Below are 24,072 nucleotides of genomic sequence, written 5' to 3'. Positions count from 1 at the left end.
TTCGGGTCGGCTTTTTTTATGGCTGCTGCACGGGCTTTCTCATCCCGGTGACCTCCGGCATGATCTGCCGCATTAGCTCCAGAAATCGCCGCAAGCGCGCAGGATAATACCGGGACCAGGGGTAAACCAGATGCACCGGTAACGCCGCCGGCTGCCACTCTGGCAGCAAATGTACCAGCCGACCTTCCCGGATATCATCCTGTACCGTCCAGCTGGATACTACCGCCACGCCAAGACCGGTGAGTGCCGTATTGCGTGCGACATACAGACTGTCAGTGCTCAGGCGTGGGGTAATTATCACGCGTGCGGTGGCGGATGATGCCTCGTGAAAAAGCTCCACATGGCGCTGGTAGAAAGAGCTAATGGCAATCCAGGGAAGCTGCTGCAAATCCTCCGGGGCGTTAACCGTCGGAAAGCGGTCCAGCAATGCCGGAGAAGCCACCACCGAGCGCGGCACTTCGGCCAGCAGCACGGACACGGTCGCCGGGTCGACTTCCATTCCCACCCGAATAGCGCAGTCAAGGTTGTCGCCCAGAAAATCTGCCGACCGATCGTTGAGCATCCACTCAATAGAAAGCTGCGGATAACGCTGTAGAAATTCGGTTAGTGGTTTCAGGAGCTGATCCTGACCAAACGCATGCGGCGCCCGCACTCGCAGCACGCCTACAGGTTCATCTTCCGTCTGCCCCACCTCATCTTCCAGCGCCAGCCAGCTGTCAATTACCCGACGGGCATGCTGATAGCAGCGCTCCCCGTCATCCGTCAGCCGCGTCGTGTGGGTGGTGCGCAACATCAGACGCACGCCCAGCATTGTCTCAAGCGACTGCAGCCGCCTGCTCACCGTGGCCTGGGTGGTGTCCAGCTGCCGTGCCGCCGCAGAAAGGGAACCCGCCTCCACAATGCGGACAAACGTCCGCATTAGCTCTACCCTGTCTATACGCTCAGCTCTTTTCATTTACTTTTCATCTATACGTTTAGCGTATAAGCGTTTTACCACCGCGCCCGCTACCGCCGCAAGGCGTACTGATGAAAAATAGCCTCACACGATGAATGAGGAACGTCTTATGAATACAACAACCGCCGCCCATGCCGTAAGCCGCTGGGTAATCTTAATGCTGGCGCTCGGTGCAGGCTTCAGCGTGGCATCCATCTATTATGCCCAGCCTCTGCTGCCTCTGATTGGCGCCGACCTTCACCTGAGTATCGAAGGAATGGGCCTGGTCCCGACCCTCACCCAGGCGGGATATGCCTTAGGGATCCTGTTCCTGCTGCCACTCGGCGATCGCCACGACCGCAGAACGTTAATCCTGATAAAGAGCGCGGCCCTGGCGCTGTTCCTGCTGGGCTGTAGCCTGACCGGACAGATCCACTCCCTGCTGCTGGCAAGCCTGCTCATCGGCATGGCCGCCACCATGGCGCAGGATATTGTCCCGGCTGCGGCGATCCTTGCGCCGGAAGGCAAACAGGGGAAAACCGTGGGTACGGTGATGACCGGTCTGCTGCTGGGCATTTTGCTCTCCCGAACCGTCAGCGGCGTGGTGGGCGAAGCATTTGGCTGGCGCGTGATGTATCAGCTGGCTGCGGGAAGTATTGCGTTTATCGGCGTGGTAATGTGGGCCGTACTCCCTCGTTTCGCCGTTCACTCCACGCTGAGCTATCCCGCTCTGCTGCGCTCGATGGAACATCTGTGGCGTCGCTATCCCGCTCTGCGCCGTGCCGCGCTGGCCCAGGGTTTTCTGTCGATAGCCTTTAGCGCCTTCTGGTCTACGCTTGCGGTCATGCTGCTGGAACGCTATCACCTCGGGAGTGCCGTCGCCGGTGGTTTTGGTATCGCAGGTGCAGCCGGTGCGTTGGCAGCCCCGCTGGCGGGCGGCCTGGCGGATAAACTGGGTGCCGGGAAAGTCACGCAGCTTGGTGCCGTCCTTGTGACCGTCTCGTTTGCCCTGATGTTCCTGATGCCCGCCCTGGGAGTTCACGGACAGCTGATTCTGATTGCCGTCTCTGCTATCGGGTTCGATCTGGGCCTGCAGTCCAGCCTGGTCGCGCACCAGAATCTGGTTTACAGCCTTGAGCCACAGGCGCGGGGTCGTCTGAACGCCCTGCTCTTTACCGTGATCTTTATCGGCATGGCTTTGGGTTCCGCGTTAGGCAGCAATATTTACACGCTGGCTGGCTGGACGGGCGTGGTTGCGCTGGCAACGGTCTGCGGCATCATTGCGCTGGCAATCCGTATGATTGAAAGCGCGCGGGTCGCCTCGGCACCAGCAGAAATGGCATAAAAAAAATGCCCAATCCAGACGGATTGGGCAGTAAAACATGCCCAGTTTCAAGACATGTTCCAAGAGGTCAAGATGTTATTTGTTCAGCTGGAACAGAGACATGCCCTGCATATCGCTAAACGCTTTATAAGAGGCCTGCAGGGCCGCCTGCTGCATGGTGTAAGAGGAGATCGCTTCGTTCCAGTCGACATCAACCAGGTCGCTCATCTGCTTGGTCTGACCCAGCGCGCGGTCATCGCCCAGCGTATCGAGTTTTTCCAGCTCGTTCATCTTCGTTCCCACATCCGCAACAACCGTCAGGACATTGTTCTGAGAGTTTTTGATGCCGATTTGCGCGTTGGAAATCACCTGGCTTTGCGCGGCGGCGGCGGCCGGATCGTTCTCAATCGGCGTTTTCAGCGACGCAATGGCAGAGTCCAGGATTTTAAACATGTTGGTGTCGCCATAGCCCCCGCCCGGCAGCTCTTGCGCATTACTGGTAATGCTCTCTAAGATCTGCTGGCCGGTATGGCTGATTGCCATGTTTCGCGCCGTATCAACCTGCTGCGTAATCGCCTCAGTACCACCATTGTAGGTGCCGGTTGCGGCATCAAACGGCGCGGTCTCGGTTTTGTATCCCGCAAAGATAAAACGACCGTTGCCGTCCGTGGTGTTAGCCAGGTTCATCAGCTGGTCGCGGATCCCCTGGATATCGGTCGCCAGAGAGAGACGGTCGTCATCGCTTAACGTGCCGTTAGACGCATAGACCAGCTTCTCACGCACGCTTGATAACGCAGTATTCACCTGGGCCAGCACGTTATCTTCCAGCGAGACCTTCTGCGTTGCAAAGGTACGCGCTAACGCAAACTGGCTGTTTTGTGACTGAGATTGTGACAGCACAATGGACTGCGAAGCCGCGATAGGATCGTCCGACGGACGGTTGACGCGCTTACCGGTCGACATTTGCTCACCGTAGCTCAGCCATTTGCTCTGGGAATCGGTGATCCCACGCATGTTCTGCTCGTACATCATCTGGGTGCTAATACGCATTTTTCACCTCAGCCTTAACGAATGTTGATAATTGCATCAAAGAGCGTACTGGCAGTCTGAAGCACCTGCGCGTTGGCGAGGTAGTACTGCTGATACCGCTGCAGGTTGCCATACTCTTCGTCGAGGTTGACCCCGGAGATGCTCTGCTGCTGCTTGGTTAACTGCGTTTCCACGTTGGCTTTTGTCTGACTGCTCACCTTCAGTGAGGCAGTGGTGCTCCCGACGGTGCTGACGAGCGAGGCGTACGCATCGTTGAAAGTTTTGTTTCCGCCAACCACTTTGCTGTTTTGCAGATCGAGCATTTTCTGCCCGTTGCGGTTGTCACTTTCGCCGCCGTCCTGTGCCGCAGCCATGGCCAGTTTGGACTCGTCGCTGATGGACAATTTCATATTCATGATGACATCGGACACGGGCTTCACGGTAAAGCTGTCTTTAGTATTTGCCGAACCGCTGACGTTCACGTTGAGGCCATCAAACGACAGATTACCGCTGGCATCCGGGCTCATTGTAAAGCTGGTCTTGTCCGAGGCACGGGTGATGGTCCAGTCGGTGCCGTTAAACTGCAGCGTATAGTCCGTTGCCTGTACTTTGGTACTGTCCGCAACGGTGGCAGTGACCGCCGCCGTGCCGCTATTCTTGCTGTTGGAAAGCACGGCCGGAGAACCAAAGTCGAACAGCTTACCGCCCGCATCGCCATTGGCATCAAAGCCGGCCTCATGCTGTTTGTTCATCGCATCAGCAAAGGCCAGCGCCATCTGGTTCAGGGTGTTACGGGCCTTATCCAGATCTTCAGCACGGAAGGTCAGCAAACCGCCTAGCGAACCGGTCGTGATCATCTTTTCCGGGATCTCGACATTACCCACCACGTCATCAACGTAGGCGATAGTGGTACGGGACGGATCGGCGCTGGACTTCACGGCCGCCAGCTGGTTAGCTTTGCTGCCCTGCACAAGGCTGTAACCGTTGCCGAAAGAGATGTTATACGTGCCGCTATCCTGCACAGAGACTTCCACGCCCACGATTTTGTTCAGCTCAGTGACGAGCTGATCGCGCTGGTCGAGCAAATCATTCGGGGATGCGCCCGCGCCAACGCCGGTCAGACGGGAGATCTGATCGTTCAGGTTGGCAATCTGTTTGGCGTAGTTGTTGATCTGCGACACGCTGGTTGAAATCGCGGTATTCACCTGCGAATCCTGGTCGCGAAGATACTGATCGTTAGTTTTAAACTGGTTAACCAGACCATCCGCTTTTCCCAGCACTGTCTGGCGCGCGGCCGGATCTTCCGCGTTGCTCACCAGCGTTTGCAGGCTCTTAAAGAAATCCTGCAGGGTGGTGGAAAGCGAGTTGGTGGTATCGGAGAGCACATCGTCAATTTTTGACATCTGCTGATAGCGCGTGGTCAGGCCGCTGCTCTGGGTCTGCGCGGCGCGCAGCTGGTTGGTGATGAAAGCGTCATATTCACGCTGGACACCGGAGACATACACCCCGTTACCCACCCAGCCACCGCCGGTCAGCGTGCTGTTAGATGCACCCAGCACCGTCGTCTGGCGGGTGTAACCTGCCACGTTATAGCTTGAAATATTATTACTGACGGTATTGAGTGCCGACTGCGCGGCACTGAGGCCACTCATGGCGCTGTTAATCAAACTGGACATGGGGGTTCCTTTTATACGTTCAGACACGAGTCCTGATGAAGGTTATCGGCAACCTCCACCGGGACTTGAGAACTTTCAGAACAGATTTTCGATATCTGTGCTATAGGCTTTGCTGACCTTCTCGCCCATCGATTTCAGCTGCTGGATCATGCTGGTGAGCTTGCGCGCGTAGTTCGGGTCGGTTGCGTAGCCCGCGTTTTGCAGGGCCTGAGCGCCCTGCTCCGCCGTTGCCGCCTGCGTAACGGCGGTATAACGCGGATTTCGGCTCAGCAGGCCTACATAGTCAGACAACGCTTCCAGATACGAGCTGTAAACGCGGAATTTGGCTTTCACCTTCACCGCCGCGCCGTTCTCGTATTCCGTAGTCGTGATCTCGGTGGTCGGCCCCTTCCAGCTGGAGGTGGCCTTCACGCCGAAGATGTTGAAGCTCGGGTCGCCGTTTTCCTTGCGGATCTGGCGCTGGCCCCAGCCCGACTCCAGCGCGGCCTGGGCCAGAATCAGGTGGTGAGGCACGCCGCTCTGTTCACTGGCAAGCCGTGCCGGAAGAGAAAGCTGCGCCAGGAAGTCTTTGCTGTCACCGGAGAGCGCCTCGTCGCCGCTGCCCGTTGCCTTCGGTATCGCTTTACGCACCATCTGCGTCAGCGCCTGGTTCTGATAACTGGTCACCGTTTCGAGGTCGAACTTCATCGGCACCTGCGGCGGCTGCTCTTCTGGCTGAACACCCTGTGCGGCGGCGGTCTGTTTGACAATCATGTCAGCCAGACCGAGGCCTTTACCGGCGGTCATCTGCTGCGCAATCTGCTGGTCATACATGCTGGTATAAAGACGCGTTGAATCGCTGCTGAACATCCCGTCTTTCGGCAGGGTTTCGCGCATGCTCTTCAGCATCATCTGTACAAACATCCCTTCCACCTGGCGGGCAACCGGGCGGATATTCGCCGCCGGGTCTTTACCTGCTTTGGCTTTCAGTTCGTTGAGCGACTGGGCGTCCCAGGCGGCACTGGTCAACAGTTTGCTATCGGTCAACATTAGATGATTTCCAGTTTGGCGCGCAGGCAGCCCGCGCTTTGCATCGATTGCAGAATGGACATCAGATCCATCGGCGTCGCGCCCAGGGCGTTCAGGGCACGTACCACGCTGTTCAGGTTGGCGCTGGAGCGCACGCTCTGCAGGGAACCGCCGCTCTGGCGTAAATCAATCTGCGTTTGCGGCGTCACTACCGTCTGGCCGCCACCAAATGGTGTATCCGGCTGGCTGACGTTGGCGGAACGGTTAACCGTCACCGACAGGTTACCCTGCGCCACGGCACAGCTATCCAGCGACACTTCCCGGTTCATCACCACGGAGCCCGTACGGGAGTTGATGATCACTTTGGCATCCTGCACCGGCACGTTCACTTCCAGATTCTGGATATCCGCCAGCATGCGCACCTGGTTGCTGCTGCCGGTGGAGGTGCGGATCTGCACGGTACGCGCATCCAGTGCCGTGGCATTGCCATAGCTGCGGTTGATGGTGTCGGCAATCTGCTGCGCCATCGTGAAGTCTTCATTATTCAGCTGCAGGTTGATGGTGTTGCCCGCGCCAAACTGGGTCGGCAGTTCACGCTCGATGATCGCACCGTTGGTGATGCGCCCGCCGTTCAGCTGGTTCACCTGGACGCTGCTTCCGCCAGCGGATGCGCCTGCCCCGCCGACCAGGATGTTCCCCTGCGCCAGCGCGTAGACCTGGCTGTCGACGCCTTTCAGCGGGGTCATCAGCAGCGTACCGCCGCGCAGGCTTTTGGCGTTACCCATTGAGGAGACCACCACGTCAATGGTCTGCCCCTGGCGCGCAAACGCCGGGTAGGAGGCAGTGACCATAACCGCGGCCACGTTTTTCAGCTGCATGTTGGTTCCCGCCGGCACGGTAATGCCGAGCTGGGAAAGCATGTTGTTTAAGCTTTGGGTGGTAAACGGCGTCTGGGTGGTCTGGTCACCGGTACCGTCCAGCCCCACCACCAGGCCATAGCCAATCAGCGAGTTCCCGCGGACGCCCTGAACGCTGGTGAGATCGCGAATGCGGTCGGCCTGGGCAAACGTTGCGACAAGAACCAGCGCCGCGGCGAAGATCGATTTAAACATGGGTCACCTCGCTTACATCGGCGATAAATTAAGGAAGAAGCGCTGCAGCCAACCCATATTCTGCGCTTCATTAATGTAGCCGTTACCGACGTACTCAATGCGCGCATCCGCCACCTGGGTGGACGGAACGGTGTTGGTGCCGCTGATGGTGCGTGGATTCACCACGCCCGAGAAGCGAATGAATTCAGTGCCCTGGTTAATGGCGATCTGTTTTTCACCCACGACGTGTAAATTGCCGTTAACCAGCACCTGGTCAACCGTGACCGTCAGCGTACCGCTGAAGGTGTTGCTGGCGTTCGCGCCACCTTTACCGTTAAAGGTGTTGCCGCCGGAGGCCTCAACATCCGCACGGGCATTGCCGAACAGGCCCTGCAGATAGCGTGGAACGGTGTCAAAGCCAAAATTGGTTTTGCCATCGCGGCTGGCGTTCGCCGACGAGCTCTTGCTCGCGCTGACGTTTTCCTGCAGCACAATGGTCAATGTATCGCCGACATTACGCGGGCGGCGATCTTCAAACAGCGGCTGATAGCCGTAGTTAATCGGCTGCGCGGTCTGGAAAATGGAGCCGTTTACAACTGGCGCAGGGCCAGGAACGGGTTGGGCAGTCGTCGCACCCTGGACCAATGGTTTAGACGGGATCAAAGCGCACCCGCTGAGGGTGACGGCCAGAACAGTCAGTATCGGATAACGAAACGCCGCGTTTTTTTGCATTGCCTTCATCTTCGAAAACAGGGAGCCGGTGCGGGGTTTACCGCACCGGACTACACCTTAGAGTTGCGTCAGTTTCTGCAGCATCTGATCGGTCGTCGAGACTGCTTTACTGTTAATTTCATACGCGCGCTGGACCTGGATCATATTCACCAGCTCTTCCGCCACGTTCACGTTGGAGGTTTCAACATACCCCTGATACAGCAGACCGGCACCGTTCAGGCCTGGCGTACTTTCATTTGGCGTACCGGAGGATTGCGTTTCGGTGTAGAGGTTCTCACCAATGCTTTCCAGACCGGTATCGTTCATGAAGGTGGTCAGGTTGAGCTGGCCGACCTGGACCGGCGCGGCCTGCCCCTGCTGGGTCACGCTCACGATGCCGTCGCGGCCGATGGTAATGCTCAGGGCGTTCGCCGGAATGGTGATCGCAGGCTGAACCTGGAAACCGCCCGCCGTCACCAGCTGACCGTTCTGATCGACCTGGAAGGAACCGTCACGGGTGTAGGCAGAGGTCCCGTCAGGCAACTGCACCTGGAAGAAGCCCTGGCCTTTGATCGCCACGTCTTTGCTGTTGTTGGTCTGAGACAGGTTGCCCTGGCTGTGCAGACGCTCGGTCGCCACCGGGCGAACGCCGGTACCGATCTGCAGGCCTGACGGCAGCGTCGTCTGTTCAGAAGACTGCGCGCCCGGCTGGCGGATGGTTTGATAAAGCAAATCTTCGAAAACGGCGCGCTGACGCTTGAAACCATTGGTGCTCACGTTTGCCAGGTTGTTGGCAATCACATCCATGTTGGTTTGCTGCGCGTCCAGGCCAGTTTTCGCGATCCATAAAGAACTGATCATAAAGAGTCCTGTTAACTCATCGACAGAAGTTGGTTAGCCTTGCCCGCGTTTTCGTCCACGCTGCTGATAATTTTCATCTGCATTTCAAAACGACGGGCGCTGGCGATCATGTCGCTCATAGCGGCTACCGGCTTAACGTTGCTGCCTTCCAGAACGCCGGACATCACGCGGATGCTCGGATCGGCCTGTAAAGTGGCACCACGGGTAGCCTGAGCTGCCTGGGTCAGACGGAACATGCCGTCGTCGCCGCGCTGCACCTCTTTGCCTTCCGCTTTGACCAGCTTCAGACGCCCGACGGGGGCAACGGTGTTGGCCGGATCGCCCGGGTTCAGCGCCGAGATGGTGCCGTCCGCGGCGATGGTCAGCTCAGAGCCTTCCGGCACGGTCAGCGGGCCCGCTTCACCCATCACCGGATGCCCCTGAATCGTCAGCTGGCCGGTCGCGCTGACCTGGATATTCCCGTTACGGGTATAGCCTTCGCCACCGTCCGCCGTTTGCACCGCCAGCCAGCCGTCCTGCTGCAGAGCAACGTCCAGCGGGCGTGAGGTGTAATCCATCTGCCCTGGCGTCATGTCTGCGCCCGGGGTGGATGCCGCCACCAGCGTACGGGTCGGCAGGGAGAGCCCTTCCACCGGCACCGCGCGCAGCGCATTCAGCTGCGCGCGAAAGCCCGGCGTAGAGGCGTTTGCCAGATTGCTGGCGGTAACGGCCTGCTGGGTGAGCGTCTGACTTGCCGCGCCCATCGCGGTATATATTGCGTGATCCATTGCGCTTTCCTGTTAGCCGCTTAACGCAGGTTAACCAGCGTGTTGAGGATCTGATCCTGGGTCTTGATGGTCTGCGCGTTCGACTGATAGTTACGCTGCGCGACAATCATGTTCACCAGTTCTTTACTCAGGTCCACGTTAGAGGCTTCCAGCGCGCCGTTGGTCAGCGTGCCGAAGTTACCGGAGCCCGCGGTGCCCAGCAGCGCCACGCCGGAGGACTGGGTAGCCGACCAGACGTTATCGCCTTCAGATTTCAGACCTTCGTTGTTGGCGAAGTTTGCCAGCACGATCTGGCCCAGCACCTGAGTCTGCTCGTTGGAGTAGTTCCCGACGACGGTGCCGTCATCGTTAATCTGATAGCTCACCAGGTCGCCCGGCTTGAAGCCGTTCTGGTTGGTCGCCACGATATTGTTCGCACCGGTGTTCTGCTGCATGGAGTTAGCAAAACTCATCGCGAAGGTCGCCGGGTCCGCACCTGGGATAGTCGCGGTAGTGATGTTGATGTTTCCACCCCCGATCAACGTACCGTTATTATCGAAGGTCAAGGTCGTGGCCACTGCCGCCGGGCTGCCTGCCACGCTGCCGTCCTGGGCATACACTTTCCAGGAGTTGGCCGGGGTCGCATCTTTGACGTAAAACAGGTTCATGTTGTGCGCATTACCCTGGCTATCAAAGACGGTTACCGTACCTTTTTTGTTGTAGGTGTCCGGGTTGGCCGGATCGAAGGCGGCGGTTGGTGCGGCATCGGTGGAGTTGAGGTTAATCTGCTGGGAAGCCGTGGTGGTGGACTTCGCGGCCATCAGCGTGGTCGGGATATTAATCGCCTGTGGATTCGCACCGGTCTGAACCGTTGATGGCGTTCCGGCAACCGGATATCCCGTTAATTGCATCCCCTGCATGTTCACCAGGTTACGGTTTTCGTCCAGCTTGAACTGGCCGTTACGGCTGTAGAACACCGAGCCGTTTGCATCGACCATACGGAAGAAACCGTTCTGGCTGATGGCAACGTCCAGGCCACGACCGGTGTTGGTGGTGGTACCGTCGGTAAAGTCCTGAGTGATGCCCGCAACTTTTACGCCCAGACCCACTTTGGAACCGGCAAACATATCTGCAAAAGACGCAGAACCGGATTTGAAACCATAGGTCGCGGAGTTGGCGATGTTGTTGCCAATGACGTCCAGGTTGGTGGCCGCAGCATTCAGGCCGCTGACCGCTTGAGAAAAGGCCATGACTTACTCCTGATAAGTGTTAAGGCTTAGATAATCTGCCGAACTTCGTCGAGTGTGGTGGTACCGGAAGTACCCAAATCCAGTTTGTTGCCGTCGCCCCCTTTAATCACGCCCTGAACCAGCGCGAACTGCAGCGGCTGCGCCACCAGCTGGGTCGTCCCGTTGCTGGCGCTAATCGCGACTTTGTAGGAGCCATTTGGTGCTTTCGTGCCGTCGGTCAGGCTGCCGTCCCAGGTAAAGGTGTGAACGCCCGCTTTCAGCTCGCCGATGTCGATGGTGCGAACCACGGCGCCGGTTGAGTCGGTGATCGTCGCCGTCACTTTGTCAGCCGCCTGCTGCAATTCAACGCCGAACGGCGTAGTGGTGGTGGTCGATGTACCGTCGGTGGTGCTGGTGCCCGCCAGGATCGTGGTCCCCGGGATCATCACACCGTGACCAATCAGGCTTGCCGCCTGCAGGGACTGAGCGCTGTTAATCTGACCGGAGACGGAACCGAGGGTGGTGTTCAGTTTCTCAATGCCGCTCACGGTACTGATCTGCGCAAGCTGCGTGGTCAGTTCGTTGTTCTGCATTGGGTTAGTCGGATCCTGGTTCTTAAGCTGCGCCACCAGCAGCGTCAGAAAACTGCTCTGCAAATCGGAGGCATTGCTTCCCGTCAGGGAGCTGGAGCTTGTCGAACTTTTGGTGTTGTTAACACCCGTGTTCGTCGGATCATTCACATTTACGGCGATGGACATGCATGTCTCCTTTACTGGCCGAGAGTGAGTGTTTTGAGCATCATGCTCTTCACGGTATTAAGCACTTCGACGTTCGCCTGGTAGCTACGGGACGCCGACATGGAGTTCACCATCTCACCCACCACATCCACGTTTGGCATCTTCACGTATCCGTTAGCGTCCGCGAGCGGGTTACCTGGCTCATACACCAGCTTGTCCGGCGCCTGGCTCTCAACCACGTCAGACACCTTCACGCCGCCCGTCGCCGCGCCTGGCGCAGCGTCGACCTGAAACACAACCTGTTTGGCACGATAAGGCTGTCCGTCAGGTCCGGTCACGCTGTCGGCGTTCGCCAGGTTACTGGCGGCCACGTTCAGACGTTTGGACTGGGCGGTTAACGCCGAGCCGGCGATATCAAAAATATTCAGCAAGGCCATTTATCAGTTGCCCCCCTGCAGGACGTTCATCATGCCTTTGATTTGTCCGCCGAGTACGGTCAGGCCCGTCTGGTATTTCAGGCTGTTATCGGCAAACTGCGTACGCTCCCGGTCCATATCCACGGTGTTACCGTCGAGTGAAGGCTGGTCAGGGATGCGATAAAGTAAATCGGTCGCTGGCGCGGTCATCGCCTGAGCGGGAATATGGCGAGAGGATGTCATGGCGAGTGCAACACCGGTTCCTTCGGCACGTCCACGCTCCATCACCTTTTTGAGCTCACTGGAAAAATCAATATCGCGCGCCTGATACCCGGGCGTATCGGCGTTAGCGATGTTGGCGGCTAAAATCTCCTGCCGCTGGGCGCGTAAATTGAGCGCTTCCTGCTGAAAACGTAACGCGGCGTCGAGTTTATCGAGCATGTCTCCTCCGCTGATGGCAAAATTTCAGTTCACAGCTTAAATCTCACCCGGTCTCCCCTATCGACGGAATAAGCACAAAATGCGTCGCTATTTATTCCGTTGATGCAAAACCACTGCAGGTAGAATTCATCCAACTCTGGAAACGGTGGAACTTGCGATGCAAACGTTAAAACGTGGCCTGATGGCAACTTTCTTGCTGTTTAGCCCTCTGGTGAATGCCGGGGATTTACAGGATGCGCTGACGAATTTTTTTGCCCAGAAGCTGGCGGGCTTTAGCGATGACGTTAACGTGACCATCCGCACGCCGCCGAATCTGTATCCGACCTGCGAGCAACCGTCATTCAGCGTGACGGGGACCACGAAGCTGTGGGGCAATGTGAACGTCCTGGCACGCTGCGCCAACGAAAAACGCTATTTACAGGTTGCAGTTCAGGCGACGGGCAATTATGTTGTCGCCGCCGTACCCATTGTGCGTGGCAGCGCGCTGCAGGCAAACAGCGTGACGTTAAAGCGCGGGCGTCTGGATCAGCTCCCGCCGCGGACAATGCTGGACATTAACCAGGCACAGGACGCCGTCAGCCTGCGCGATGTCGCGCCGGGCCAGCCGATTCAGCTCTCCATGCTGCGCCAGGCGTGGCGTGTCAAAGCGGGACAGCAGGTGATGGTCGTTGCCAACGGAGACGGCTTTAGCATCAACAGTGAAGGGAAAGCGTTAAACAATGCCGCGGTAGCGCAAAACGCCCGCGTCAGAATGTCCTCAGGCCAGGTGGTGAGCGGAACCGTCGATTCTGATGGGAATATTCTGATTAACCTATAATCTTTTTAAAGATTTCGCGGCGCGTGCCGATAAATATTCCACTAATGATGATGTCAGGCGCAAACGCCGCGAACCCTCGATGAGGACAACACTATGAGCATTGATCGTACATCAGCCCTGAAGCCGGTAAGCGCTGTACAGCCTCGCGAAACGAACGACGCTACCCCTCAGAAAACGCGTCTGGAAAAACCGTCAACGTCTAACAGCACCAGCGTGACCCTGAGCGATGCCCAGGCAAAACTGATGCAGCCAGGCAGCAACGATATCAATATGGAACGTGTTGAAGCGCTGAAAACGGCCATTCGCAACGGTGAGCTGAAAATGGACACCAGCAAAATCGCTGATGCCCTGATTCAGGAAGCACAGAGTTTCTTACAGAGTAACTAACCGTATGAGTCGACTGTCAGAAATACTGGATCAAATGACGGTTGTCCTGAACGACCTGAAAACGGTAATGGATGCTGAACAACAGCATCTCTCTTCCGGTCACATTAACGGCAGCGCGCTGCAGCGTATTACTGAAGATAAGAGTTCGCTGCTGGCCACGCTGGATTATCTGGAGCAGCAGCGCCGCGCCGAGCAGGACTCGAAGCGCAGCGCCAATGACGATATTGCCGAGCGCTGGCAGACCATTACCGAAAAAACCCAGCATCTGCGCGATCTCAACCAGCATAACGGCTGGCTGCTTGAAGGCCAGATAGAGCGTAATCAGCAGGCGCTTGAGGTGCTGAAGCCGCATAAAGAAACCGGACTGTACGGCGCGGATGGTCAGACGGCGACGGCACGTATTGCGGGTGTAAAAAAGATTTCGATTTGACGCGTAAGCGACAAATCATGCAATGGGGAGCACCCTGAGGTGAACTCCCCTTTTGGCGTTTATGCCGTCCGGCGGGTAAACTCTTTCACTTTGAAGCCCAGCACGGCGAGCGTGGCAAAATACGCTACCACCCCAACGCCCACCACGGCCATCAGCCGCATCAGACGATAAGGCATCGTACCCAGAGACCACTCCGGCATGACGTACATCATCCCGAAGAGTGCCGCAGACATCACCAGCACCGCCACGACCAAACGCACGAGGAAACTTGCCCACCCCGGCTGCGGCGTAAAGATATCCTGCTTGCGCAGCTGCCAGTAAAGCAGCCCGGCATTCAGACAGGCCGCCAGACCAATAGAAAGCGACAAGCCGGCATGCTTCAGCGGGCCGATAAATGCCAGGTTCATCAGCTGCGTCATAATCAGCGTCACAATGGCAATTTTCACCGGCGTTTTAATGTCTTGACGCGAATAGAACCCCGGCGCCAGCACTTTGACGACAATCAGCCCCATCAATCCCACCGAGTAAGCGACCAGCGCGCGCTGAGTCATCGCGGCGTCAAACGCGGTGAATTTCCCGTACTGGAACAGCGACACCGTCAGCGGCTTGGCGAGGATCCCCAGCGCTACCGCGCTTGGCAGGGCCAGCAGGAAGCAGAGACGCAGGCCCCAGTCCATCAGGCGGCAGTATTCGTCATGGTTGCCGCTGGCAAAGCTTTTCGACAGCGACGGCAGCAGGATGGTCCCCAGCGCCACGCCCAGCACGCCGGACGGGAACTCCATCAGGCGGTCAGCGTAGTACATCCACGAGACGGAACCCGACACCAGGAAAGAGGCAAAAATGGTGTTGATAATCAGCGAGATCTGGCTGACGGAGACGCCAAGAATGGCGGGCCCCATCTGCTTGATAACGCGCATCGCCCCGGCATCTTTCAGGTTGATGCGCGGCAGCACCAGCATGCCGATTTTCTTCAGATGCGGCAGCTGATACGCCAGCTGCAGCACGCCGCCCACGGTGACCGCCCAGGCCAGGGCCAGCACCGGCGGATTGAAGTGCGGCGCGGCGAACAGCGCAAAACCGATCATGCTGACGTTGAGAAACGTCGGCGCAAACGCCGGAACGGAGAAGCGGTTCCAGGTGTTCAGGATCGCCCCCACCAGCGAGGCCAGCGAGATCAGCAGAATATAGGGGAAGGTAATGCGCAGAAGCTGCGAGGTCAGGGCAAATTTATCCGCCGTGTCGGCAAAGCCGGGCGCGGTCACCATAATGACCCAGGGCGCGGCCAGCATACCGACTACCGTCACCACGGCCAGCGCCAGCGTCAGCAACCCGGAGACATAAGAGACAAACACGCGCGTCGCGTCTTCACCCTGCTTGCTTTTATATTCCGCCAGAATAGGCACAAACGCCTGGGAGAACGCCCCTTCAGCAAAAATGCGACGCAACAGGTTCGGCAGCTTGAACGCCACGAAAAAGGCGTCCGTTGCCATCCCTGCACCAAAGACCCTTGCCACAATGGCATCGCGCGCAAAACCGAGAACGCGAGAGAACATGGTCATCGAGCTGACGGCCGCCAGCGATTTTAATAAGTTCATTAACGTGAATTTCCAGAACCATACGGATTTATAGACCGGGAAAGCACAAGCGCCACCCGGCAAAGCCAACAAGCGGCGCTTAGTCTAACCCGATTTCAACGAATTACTATCCGCAGATGTTACAGCGAGTTATTCACTCATGGCCTCGCGCCAGAGCCGTTCCACAATGCGCTGAGCCAGAATGGCCTGCTCGCCGGACGTTTCAGGAACCGTCTGATTTTGCACGCAGGTGATAAAGTGGCGGGCACATCCTGCGAAACCTCGTTGCTCCAGAGTGCTTTGCCAGCCGGGGACCGGCTGCATCACCACGCCGCCGCCCTTCTCTTCCCGCCATTCACGCATGTCGGTAACGTCGTACAGTGCGCCGTCGGTTACCGCCTGCACGGATTCCCGCTGGCTGCCCGCGCGGCGGTGCATGCTGGTGGTGACCTGAAGATGCTCAACGGCAAAATGGTGTTCCGCATAGACCATCTGCCCCTGTTCGTTGGTGACAAGAGTGCCGCTTTTCAGCAGCGCTTCGCCGTTAGCCAGCCACAGCGCGGTGTCCACCACGTGGAGGTAGTCATCGAGAAGGGTAAAGCGCAGATCGTTTGGTCCCACGCTGTCGGTGCGGTGCTTATCCATGCGCAGCGAGGCCATATTGCCGGACTGCGCCTTCAGCTGCTGGTAAAGCGGCGCGAAGCGGCGGTTGAAACCGACCATCAGCGTCAGTTTTTTACGTGCCGCCAGCTCAATCAGCCGTTCGGCGTCCTGAACATTTTCCGCCAGCGGTTTATCCACGCAGACGTGAACCCCCGCATTGAGCAACTCGCTCACCACCTGATAGTGGGTTGCCGTTGAGGTATGCACAAAGACCGCATCGCACTCGTGGGCCAGATCCTGGAGCGATGCCGCATACGGGATACGCCAGGTTTCACAGATACGTTCTGCCTTTTCTCGGGTGGGTGACCATGCCCCTTGCAGCGTCCAGTCAGACGCAGCGCCCAATACGGGCAGCCAGGCTTTCTGCGCAATACCGCCCAGCCCCACCACGCCAATGCGTAATTTTTTCACCGTTAGTCTCCCAAATGTGCCAGCAGTGCATCCAGACGCTGTTTCAGCCCGGCCACCTCGTCTTCCAGCGCCTCTACGCGCCCGGCAAGGTCGTCACGGGTTGCAGGGCTCGATTCCGTCGCCGCGCTTGCGGCGTCAACGTCGCCGCTGAAGAGATGCATGTAGCGGCTCTCACGTTTACCCGGCTCGCGCGCCAGTCGCACCACGAAAGGGCCATCCTCACGCGCGGCCAGCCCTTCCAGGGTCTGCTCGACTTCCTGCATGTCGCTGAACTCATGCATTCGGGATGCGCGCGTTCGCAGTTCCCCCGGCGTTTGCGCCCCGCGCAGCAGCAGCGTGGTAATAACCGCCACTTCCGCGCTGTTTAGCTTCAGATCGCCAAATTCGGAATTACAGAAGCGCTGCTCGTATTTGGTCACGCGGTTGCCGAAGCCGCTGACGGTGCGCAGATAGTGGCGCTTCACCAGCGCATCCAACACGTCCTGAACCTCATGCTCGCTGAGATTCATCACCGGCTCGCGGTTGGTCTTCTGGTTGCAGGCCATGGTCACGGCGTTAACAGAGAGCGGATACTGCTCCGGCGTGGTGACCTGTTTTTCGAGTAAGCACCCAATCACGCGCGCTTCCGTACCGTTTAGCTGATACTTCATCTTTTCTCCTTAACGACCTGCGGTCCAGTCACGGGTGGTTAATGCCGTCAGAACGTGGTCGCGCCACTCTCCGTCTATCAGCAGATAGTCTTTGGCATAACCCTCTTTCTCAAACCCTAAACGCGCCAGCAAATTCCCGCTGCGCTGATTATGCGGCATGTAGTTCGCCATAATGCGATGGATATGCTGCGTGCGTTGCATATAGCGGATGGCTACCGTTAACGCCTCGTACATCAGCCCCTGCCCCTGCCATTTCTGGCCGATGGAATAGCCAAGGTAGCAGGCGTGAAACGATCCCCGCACCACGTTTGAAAAATTGGCGATCCCGATAATCTCTTTCTCTTCTGGATCCAGCAGCGCGAAATAAAACGCGCTGCCCTGCTTATGAAATTCAGCGATCATGCTGAGGCGTGCCTGCCAGCCGGAGGGGTAACAATGGCTCTCATCCCGAACGGGTTCCCAGGGTTTTAAAAACTGGCGATTCTCGGCGTAATAATCCGCCAGACGCCAGGCATCACGCTCATGCACAAGACGAACGACCAGCCTGTCCGTTGTCAGACGCACTTTTGGCACATTACTGCGATAGCCAAACATCAATACCACTCCTTCCCGTCACTTCAGCTTACCCATTAGCTTTACTATACCTGCGCCCGTGCCGTCTGTGAAAACAGTGACATACCATTTTGACCTCTTTTCACATTTTTCGATGAGAACTCTCTATCAAAGCACCGTTTTGATAAAAAAATATTGTCGCGCCCGGGGGTGGGAAAAAACGCGGCGACACCGCAGAATGTTAGCGTGCTCACCTTCTTATTTTCCCTGGAGGGAAAATGTCCCGCGTATCACAGGCCAGGAGCCTGGGTAAATATTTCCTGCTCGTCGATAACATGCTGGTCGTGCTCGGCTTTTTTGTCGTGTTCCCCCTCATCTCGATCCGCTTTGTTGATCAAATGGGCTGGGCGGCATTAATGGTTGGGATTGCCCTGGGGTTACGCCAGTTTGTCCAGCAGGGGCTGGGCGTCTTTGGCGGCGCGATCGCTGACCGCTTTGGCGCTAAACCGATGATCGTTACCGGTATGCTGCTCCGCGCGGCAGGCTTTGCCACGATGGCGATCGCCCACGAGCCCTGGCTGCTGTGGTTCTCCTGCTTTCTCTCCGGCATCGGGGGCACCCTGTTTGACCCGCCGCGCACCGCGCTGGTGGTAAAGCTGATTCGTCCTCAGCACCGCGGCCGCTTCTTCTCCATTCTGATGATGCAGGACAGCGCCGGGGCGGTTGTTGGCGCCCTGCTGGGCAGCTGGCTGCTGCAGTACGATTTCCGTCTGGTTTGCGCGGCTGGGGCGGTGCTGTTTATTCTGTGCGCCCTGTTTAACGGCCTCTACCTTCCGGCCTGGAAGCTGTCGACGGTAAAAGCCCCGGTGCGGGAGGGGCTAGGACGCGTCCTGCGCGACAGGCGTTTTGTCACCTACGTGTTGACCCTGACCGGCTATTACATGCTCGCCGTACAGGTGATGCTGATGCTGCCAATCATGGTGAACGATATTGCGGGCACGCCTGCTGCCGTAAAATGGATGTACGCCATCGAAGCCTGCCTGTCATTAACGCTGCTTTATCCGATTGCCCGCTGGAGTGAACGGCGTTTTCGCCTGGAGCATCGCCTGATGGCCGGGCTATTTCTGATGACGCTGAGCATGATGCCGATCGGTCTGGTAAACACGCTTCAGCAGCTTTTTACGCTGATCTGCACCTTCTATATCGGCTCCATCATCGCCGAGCCCGCCCGCGAAACGCTGAGCGCCTCGCTTGCGGATGCGCGTGCGCGCGGCAGCTATATGGGCTTCAGCCGCCTGGGTCTGGCCTTTGGCGGTGCGCTGGGTTACGCCGGCGGCGGCTGGCTGTTCGATGCCGGCAAAGCGCTGAACCAGCCGGAACTCCCCTGGATGATGCTCGGCGTGGTGGGCGTCATGACGCTTCTCGCCCTGTGGTGGCAGTTTAGCCAGAAGCGCAGCGCGAGCGGCATGCTGGAGCCTGGCGCGTAGCCTTTCCCTCGGGCGGGAGCCTCTCCCGCCCCACTTCTCAGTTTTTTCTGCTGGTTTCTGCCCATTCACGCTGACATACTGGCGTAACAGGACAGAAGCGCCGATTTTTCGTTGAGGAGCACTATGAAGAAAATTGTCTTAGCCGCGGCATTCGTTGTCAGCGGTCTGCTGGTGGGCTGTAACCAGCTTACGCAATATACCGTCAGTGAGCAGGAAATTAATCAGGCGCTGGAAAAACATAACAATTTCTCTAAAGACATTGGCGTGCCGGGGCTGGCCGATGCCCACATCGTTCTCACCAATCTCACCAGCCAGATTGGTCGCGAAGAGCCGAATAAAGTCACTCTCGCAGGCGATGCCGCGCTTGATATGACGTCCCTTTTTGGCAATCAGAAAGCCAACATCAAGCTCAAGCTGAAGGCGCTCCCCGTTTTCAACAAAGAGAAAGGGGCGATATTCCTGCAGGAGATGGAAGTGGTCGATGCGCAGGTTTCGCCGGACAAAATGGCGCCGGTACTGCAAAACCTGATGCCCTATCTGAACCAGTCGCTGCGAAACTACTTTAACCAGCAGCCGGCGTACGTCTTAAGCGAAGACAACAGCAAGGGTGAAGCCCTCGCGAAGAAATACGCAAAAGGGATAGAGGTGAAACCCGGAGAGATCGTTATACCTTTCACCGATTAACCTGAAGGGCGCTGCGGCGCCCTTTTTTTTACGGAAAAGTGTGCAAACGAAAACGTTTCCGCTTATGATTTGTGTCCGGCAAAAACAGCCATCCTTATGACTGATTCCTGACAAGCCGGAGCTTCCATGACTGCACAACCCCAGGTTCTTAAAATCCGCCGCCCAGACGACTGGCATATCCATCTGCGCGATGGCGATATGCTGAAAACCGTCGTGCCCTATACCAGTGAAATTTATGGCCGCGCGATTGTCATGCCAAACCTGGTTCCGCCAGTCACCACCGTCGATGCCGCCATTGCCTACCGTCAGCGCATTCTGGATGCCGTTCCGGCGGGACATGATTTCACCCCGTTGATGACCTGCTACCTGACCGATTCACTGGATCCGAACGAAGTGGAACGCGGGTTTAACGAAGGCGTATTTACGGCGGCGAAACTCTACCCGGCGAACGCCACCACCAACTCCAGTCACGGCGTCACCAGTATTGATGCCATCATGCCGGTGCTGGAGCGCATGCAGAAACTGGGCATGCCGCTGCTGGTACACGGTGAAGTAACGCATGCGGAGATTGACATCTTTGACCGTGAAGCCCGTTTTATCGAAACCGTGATGGAGCCCCTGCGCCAGCGCCTGCCGGCGCTTAAGGTGGTCTTTGAGCATATCACCACCAAAGACGCGGCAGAGTATGTTCGCGACGGTAACGAGCTGATCGCTGCGACCATTACCCCCCAGCATCTGATGTTTAACCGTAACCATATGCTGGTGGGCGGAGTGCGCCCTCACCTGTACTGCCTGCCGATCCTCAAGCGCAACGTTCACCAGCAGGCGCTGCGCGAGCTGGTCGCCAGCGGATTCACGCGTGCGTTCCTGGGCACAGACTCCGCGCCTCACGCCCGCCATCGCAAAGAGGCAAGCTGCGGCTGCGCGGGCTGTTTCAACGCCCCAACGGCGCTTGCCAGCTACGCAACCGTATTTGAAGAGATAAACGCGCTGGAACATTTCGAAGCGTTCTGCTCCCTCAACGGCCCGCGCTTCTACGGCCTGCCGGTCAATGACACTTTTATTGAGCTGGAGCGCAAAGCGAGCCAGGTTGAGGAGTCTATCGCGCTGACGGATGACACGCTGATCCCCTTCCTGGCAGGTGAAACCGTAAGCTGGACGGTAAAACGCTAAAAAATCAACGCCCCTTGTTGTCAAACCGATAATATGCCTGTATAAATAAACAGTATATTACACAGGGGGCATTTATGCGTATTGAAGTCACCATAGCCAAAACTACCGTTCTGCCTGCCGGCGCGCTTGACGCTCTGGCAGGCGAATTATCCCGTCGTATTAACAACACCTGTCCCGACAACGCGGGCGCCGTAACGGTGCGTTACGCCGCAGCGAACAACCTCTCCGTCATGGGTGCCGCAAAAGAAGATAAAGATCGCATCAGCGAAATCCTGCAGGAGACGTGGGAAAGCGCAGACGACTGGTTCATTACCGATTAACACTGCTCCCTCATTGTGTTTTTTGCCGGGTCGCCCCGGCTTTTTTTTGCCTCTAATTTCGAAAGTTCAAATTAATTCAGCGTGTTCTTAAAAAATCGTGAACGAGATGGTGTTTTATTGTTCGAACAATCCTAAAAAGCAGAAAAATGTGTTGCTACCTGTTTATTTTTCCCTTTGGAACCCTTATTACTTGGTATACTGAAGAAGCTTTCAGAAAAACATGCATTGAACCTCAGAGCCGTTGTCTTCTAACACGCATTAAGGGGGTTATAATGGAAAAGAATAACGAAGTCATCCAGACCCATCCGCTTGTAGGCTGGGATATCAGTACCGTAGATAGCTACGATGCACTGATGCTGCGTTTGCACTACCAGACCCCAAATCAACTCAACCGTGACGAAGCGGAAGTGGGACAGACGCTGTGGCTAACAACAGACGTCGCCCGTCAGTTTATTTCTATTTTAGAGGCAGGCATTGCAAAAATAGAATCTGGCGACTATCAGGAAAATGAGTATAAACGGCACTAACCTTATGCCCACTTTTCACTCAACAGGCACCCTCGCGGTGCCTTATTTATTTCCCGCTTGTTTACGCCCGCGTTGTTAATTACTCTGCTAACAAACCGTAAGTTTACGAGATGCATATGAGATACGACTTAATCATTATTGGTAGCGGCTCCGTTGGATCGGCCGCCGGTTATTACGCAACGCAGGCAGGGCTAAACGTCCTGATGATTGACGCCCACCTGCCGCCGCATAGCGAAGGTAGCCATCATGGCGACACCCGTCTCATTCGCCATGCCTATGGCGAGGGGGAGCGCTACGTTCCGCTGGTGCTTCGCGCCCAGACGCTGTGGGACGAGCTGGCAAAACAGACTGAAGAGCGCATTTTCGAACGTACCGGCGTTATCAATCTGGGCCCGGCCCACTCTGAATTTCTCGCAGGCGTCGAACGCAGCGCGAAAGCCTACAATCTGGACGTTGAAAAGCTGGACGCGACGGGCATTAGCGCGCGTTGGCCCGAAATTACCGTCCCTGAGGATTATATTGGCCTCTTTGAAGCCAACTCCGGTGTGCTGCACTGTGAAACGGCGATCAAAACCTGGGTCGATCTTGCCGCCAAAGCGGGCTGTGCGCAGCTGTTCAATTGCCCCGTAGAGGCCATCACGCATGATGCAAACGGCGTTACGGTGAAAACCGTAGACGGGGAATATTCGGCTTCCCGCCTGCTAATTAGCGCAGGAACCTGGGTTACCCGCCTGCTCCCGGACCTGCCGATCCAGCCGGTACGCAAGGTCTTCTCCTGGTTCCAGTCGGACGGGCGTTACAGCGCGCAAAATAAATTCCCGGCGTTTACCGGCGAGTTACCCAACGGCGATCAGTTCTACGGTTTCCCTTCCGAGAAGGACGCTCTCAAGATTGGAAAACACAACGGCGGGCAGGTCATCTCCTCACCTGAGGAGCGCAAGCCGTTTGGCGCCTGCCCGCAGGACGGCTCAGAAGCCTTCTCGTTCCTGCGCAATATTCTCCCGGGCGTCGGCGGCCTGCTTTATGGCGCGGCCTGCACCTATGACAACACGCCGGATGAAGACTTTATCATTGATACGCTGCCGGGACATGACAACACCCTGCTGATTACCGGGCTGAGTGGCCACGGCTTTAAGTTCGCTTCGGTGTTGGGTGAAATCGCCGCGCAGTTTGCCCAGGGTATCACGCCACAGTTTGATCTGACGCCGTTCTCACTCTCGCGTTTTAACGGATAATCGGCCACGGGCTCCGGCGGTATCGGGGCCCGTTTTCTTCGTACTCAATTGTGGGGCGTTATGCGCAGGATAGTGGATTTCCTCATCAATAACATTCGCGAACACTTTATGCTCTATATCTTATTGTGGGCGCTGCTCGCTATCGTTGATGTTATATACATTGTGTTTTATTGAAAGTGACAATTGACGTTAACTGACGTTACTTTATGTTTATTTAAGATTTTTTCTTCTGCTAAATACGTCTTGCACGAAGCCATTGAATTAATCTCGCCGTTTCTTTTCAAAATCGCTGAAATAAATAAAATAAAAATCAATAGTCAATTATTTCAGTTGCAATATCGCGTCTTCCCGTTCATTTTTACCTTTCGGTTAATTTGAAAATGGACATTCTGATGCAATTGCGTAACTCCTCCCGGCGCTACGGAATAATATCCATAAGTTTGCACTGGATATTTGCCATTGCCGTCTACGGTATGTTCGGACTTGGACTCTGGATGGTCACGCTCAGCTATTACGATGGCTGGTATCATCAGGCACCCGAGCTGCATAAAAGCATCGGGGTTCTGCTGATGCTGGGGCTGGTATTTCGCGCCATCTGGCGACATATTTCCCCACCGCCCGCGCCACTAAAGACATACGGAAAAATAACCCGCGTCAGCGCCGTTGCCGCGCATATTGCGCTTTACGCACTGCTCTTCGCCATTCTGATCAGCGGCTATCTCATTTCAACGGCAGACGGCAAACCAATTAGCGTTTTTGGCCTGTTCGAGGTTCCGGCAACGCTCAGCGATGCCGGGGCTCAGGCCGATACGGCAGGCGTCGTTCACCTCTGGCTTGCCTGGAGCGTGGTGATCCTGTCCGTACTGCACGGGCTCGCCGCCCTTAAACACCATTTTATTGATAAAGACGATACGCTCAAGCGCATGCTTGGCCGCTCGTCAGTTGACTCTGGAGCATAA

The 24,072-nt window shown here is 56.8% G+C and carries 28 protein-coding genes; 12 read left to right on the top strand and 16 right to left on the bottom strand.

Going from position 1 to position 24,072, the window contains the following annotated elements; all coding sequences use genetic code 11:
- Window positions 1-16: 16 nt before the first annotated feature.
- Window positions 17-955: a LysR family transcriptional regulator gene (locus IM303_RS01445; protein WP_048960926.1), complete on the bottom strand. Its 939-nt coding sequence runs from the start codon at window positions 953-955 to the stop codon at window positions 17-19.
- Between the two features lie 109 nt (window positions 956-1,064).
- Here IM303_RS01445 and IM303_RS01440 point away from each other — a divergent pair, with 109 nt between their 5' ends.
- Window positions 1,065-2,279, top strand: coding sequence for an MFS transporter (locus tag IM303_RS01440; protein ID WP_193359512.1), 1,215 nt, complete (start codon window positions 1,065-1,067; stop codon window positions 2,277-2,279).
- A gap of 75 nt (window positions 2,280-2,354) precedes the next feature.
- Here IM303_RS01440 and flgL read toward each other — a convergent pair whose 3' ends face one another.
- The 11 genes from flgL to flgB all read right to left on the bottom strand — a co-directional run bounded on the left by flgL (window position 2,355) and on the right by flgB (window position 12,203).
- A complete protein-coding gene (gene flgL / locus IM303_RS01435; RefSeq protein ID WP_193359511.1) occupies window positions 2,355-3,308 on the bottom strand; it encodes a flagellar hook-associated protein FlgL in 954 nt (317 codons plus the stop codon).
- Between the two features lie 14 nt (window positions 3,309-3,322).
- A complete protein-coding gene (gene flgK / locus IM303_RS01430; protein WP_048999998.1) occupies window positions 3,323-4,963 on the bottom strand; it encodes a flagellar hook-associated protein FlgK in 1,641 nt (546 codons plus the stop codon).
- A gap of 75 nt (window positions 4,964-5,038) precedes the next feature.
- On the bottom strand, window positions 5,039-5,992 hold the full coding sequence (flgJ, locus tag IM303_RS01425) for a flagellar assembly peptidoglycan hydrolase FlgJ (RefSeq protein ID WP_041910522.1): 954 nt from the start codon (window positions 5,990-5,992) through the stop codon (window positions 5,039-5,041).
- Entirely contained in the window at window positions 5,992-7,083 is a 1,092-nt protein-coding gene (locus IM303_RS01420; protein WP_028012706.1) for a flagellar basal body P-ring protein FlgI, read from the bottom strand. The genes flgJ and IM303_RS01420 overlap by 1 nt, the downstream gene beginning before the upstream one ends.
- Window positions 7,084-7,095: 12 nt before the next feature.
- Entirely contained in the window at window positions 7,096-7,794 is a 699-nt protein-coding gene (flgH, locus tag IM303_RS01415; RefSeq protein WP_023311139.1) for a flagellar basal body L-ring protein FlgH, read from the bottom strand.
- Between the two features lie 57 nt (window positions 7,795-7,851).
- A complete protein-coding gene (flgG, locus tag IM303_RS01410; RefSeq protein WP_000625853.1) occupies window positions 7,852-8,634 on the bottom strand; it encodes a flagellar basal-body rod protein FlgG in 783 nt (260 codons plus the stop codon).
- 11 nt (window positions 8,635-8,645) lie between these two features.
- Window positions 8,646-9,401, bottom strand: coding sequence for a flagellar basal body rod protein FlgF (locus IM303_RS01405; protein WP_049000001.1), 756 nt, complete (start codon window positions 9,399-9,401; stop codon window positions 8,646-8,648).
- Between the two features lie 20 nt (window positions 9,402-9,421).
- On the bottom strand, window positions 9,422-10,630 hold the full coding sequence (gene flgE, locus IM303_RS01400; protein WP_049000002.1) for a flagellar hook protein FlgE: 1,209 nt from the start codon (window positions 10,628-10,630) through the stop codon (window positions 9,422-9,424).
- A gap of 26 nt (window positions 10,631-10,656) precedes the next feature.
- A complete protein-coding gene (flgD, locus tag IM303_RS01395; protein ID WP_041910524.1) occupies window positions 10,657-11,367 on the bottom strand; it encodes a flagellar hook assembly protein FlgD in 711 nt (236 codons plus the stop codon).
- Between the two features lie 11 nt (window positions 11,368-11,378).
- Entirely contained in the window at window positions 11,379-11,783 is a 405-nt protein-coding gene (gene flgC / locus IM303_RS01390; protein WP_013097138.1) for a flagellar basal body rod protein FlgC, read from the bottom strand.
- A 3-nt stretch (window positions 11,784-11,786) separates the two neighbouring features.
- Window positions 11,787-12,203, bottom strand: a complete 417-nt coding sequence (gene flgB / locus IM303_RS01385) for a flagellar basal body rod protein FlgB (RefSeq protein ID WP_008500815.1) — start codon at window positions 12,201-12,203, stop codon at window positions 11,787-11,789.
- Window positions 12,204-12,360: 157 nt separating this feature from the next.
- Between flgB and flgA the strand changes: the two genes are divergently transcribed.
- The 3 genes from flgA to flgN all read left to right on the top strand — a co-directional run bounded on the left by flgA (window position 12,361) and on the right by flgN (window position 13,837).
- A complete protein-coding gene (gene flgA / locus IM303_RS01380) occupies window positions 12,361-13,020 on the top strand; it encodes a flagellar basal body P-ring formation chaperone FlgA (RefSeq protein WP_028012702.1) in 660 nt (219 codons plus the stop codon).
- 93 nt (window positions 13,021-13,113) lie between these two features.
- On the top strand, window positions 13,114-13,407 hold the full coding sequence (gene flgM, locus IM303_RS01375) for a flagellar biosynthesis anti-sigma factor FlgM (RefSeq protein ID WP_014883360.1): 294 nt from the start codon (window positions 13,114-13,116) through the stop codon (window positions 13,405-13,407).
- A gap of 4 nt (window positions 13,408-13,411) precedes the next feature.
- Window positions 13,412-13,837, top strand: a complete 426-nt coding sequence (flgN, locus tag IM303_RS01370; RefSeq protein ID WP_028012701.1) for a flagella biosynthesis chaperone FlgN — start codon at window positions 13,412-13,414, stop codon at window positions 13,835-13,837.
- Between the two features lie 59 nt (window positions 13,838-13,896).
- Here the strand turns inward: flgN and murJ are convergent, their stop codons facing one another.
- From murJ to rimJ, 4 genes are all read right to left on the bottom strand, one after another.
- Complete coding sequence (murJ, locus tag IM303_RS01365; protein ID WP_049000004.1) at window positions 13,897-15,432, bottom strand: murein biosynthesis integral membrane protein MurJ; 1,536 nt, start codon at window positions 15,430-15,432, stop codon at window positions 13,897-13,899.
- A gap of 129 nt (window positions 15,433-15,561) precedes the next feature.
- Window positions 15,562-16,485, bottom strand: coding sequence for a Gfo/Idh/MocA family protein (locus IM303_RS01360; protein WP_049000006.1), 924 nt, complete (start codon window positions 16,483-16,485; stop codon window positions 15,562-15,564).
- Between the two features lie 2 nt (window positions 16,486-16,487).
- Window positions 16,488-17,135: a YceH family protein gene (locus IM303_RS01355; RefSeq protein WP_049000008.1), complete on the bottom strand. Its 648-nt coding sequence runs from the start codon at window positions 17,133-17,135 to the stop codon at window positions 16,488-16,490.
- Between the two features lie 9 nt (window positions 17,136-17,144).
- Complete coding sequence (gene rimJ / locus IM303_RS01350) at window positions 17,145-17,729, bottom strand: ribosomal protein S5-alanine N-acetyltransferase (protein ID WP_013097146.1); 585 nt, start codon at window positions 17,727-17,729, stop codon at window positions 17,145-17,147.
- Between the two features lie 236 nt (window positions 17,730-17,965).
- Between rimJ and mdtH the strand changes: the two genes are divergently transcribed.
- From mdtH to IM303_RS01310, 8 genes are all read left to right on the top strand, one after another.
- Window positions 17,966-19,174 carry a multidrug efflux MFS transporter MdtH gene (gene mdtH / locus IM303_RS01345; RefSeq protein WP_049000010.1) on the top strand — a complete coding sequence of 403 codons (1,209 nt, stop codon included), beginning with the start codon at window positions 17,966-17,968 and terminating at the stop codon, window positions 19,172-19,174.
- Window positions 19,175-19,297: 123 nt separating this feature from the next.
- On the top strand, window positions 19,298-19,858 hold the full coding sequence (locus tag IM303_RS01340; RefSeq protein ID WP_049000011.1) for a lipoprotein: 561 nt from the start codon (window positions 19,298-19,300) through the stop codon (window positions 19,856-19,858).
- Window positions 19,859-19,984: 126 nt separating this feature from the next.
- The gene (gene pyrC, locus IM303_RS01335; protein ID WP_049000012.1) at window positions 19,985-21,031 is read left to right on the top strand and encodes a dihydroorotase; all 1,047 of its coding nucleotides are present in this window, start codon (window positions 19,985-19,987) and stop codon (window positions 21,029-21,031) included.
- Window positions 21,032-21,105: 74 nt separating this feature from the next.
- Window positions 21,106-21,351 carry a DNA damage-inducible protein I gene (dinI, locus tag IM303_RS01330; protein WP_193359510.1) on the top strand — a complete coding sequence of 82 codons (246 nt, stop codon included), beginning with the start codon at window positions 21,106-21,108 and terminating at the stop codon, window positions 21,349-21,351.
- A 272-nt stretch (window positions 21,352-21,623) separates the two neighbouring features.
- Entirely contained in the window at window positions 21,624-21,878 is a 255-nt protein-coding gene (bssS, locus tag IM303_RS01325; protein WP_023299782.1) for a biofilm formation regulator BssS, read from the top strand.
- A gap of 116 nt (window positions 21,879-21,994) precedes the next feature.
- Window positions 21,995-23,113 carry an N-methyl-L-tryptophan oxidase gene (gene solA / locus IM303_RS01320; RefSeq protein WP_049120009.1) on the top strand — a complete coding sequence of 373 codons (1,119 nt, stop codon included), beginning with the start codon at window positions 21,995-21,997 and terminating at the stop codon, window positions 23,111-23,113.
- A 60-nt stretch (window positions 23,114-23,173) separates the two neighbouring features.
- On the top strand, window positions 23,174-23,287 hold the full coding sequence (locus IM303_RS01315; RefSeq protein WP_032644857.1) for a YceO family protein: 114 nt from the start codon (window positions 23,174-23,176) through the stop codon (window positions 23,285-23,287).
- Between the two features lie 218 nt (window positions 23,288-23,505).
- Window positions 23,506-24,072 (top strand): cytochrome b, encoded by a 567-nt coding sequence (locus tag IM303_RS01310; protein WP_028012692.1) that lies wholly within the window; start codon window positions 23,506-23,508, stop codon window positions 24,070-24,072.

Origin of the sequence: Enterobacter cloacae complex sp. P38RS (assembly GCF_014930775.1) — a bacterium.
Lineage (GTDB): Bacteria > Pseudomonadota > Gammaproteobacteria > Enterobacterales > Enterobacteriaceae > Enterobacter > Enterobacter bugandensis.
Note: the sequence above shows the minus strand (reverse complement) of the source record. Positions and strands in the feature narration are given on the sequence as shown.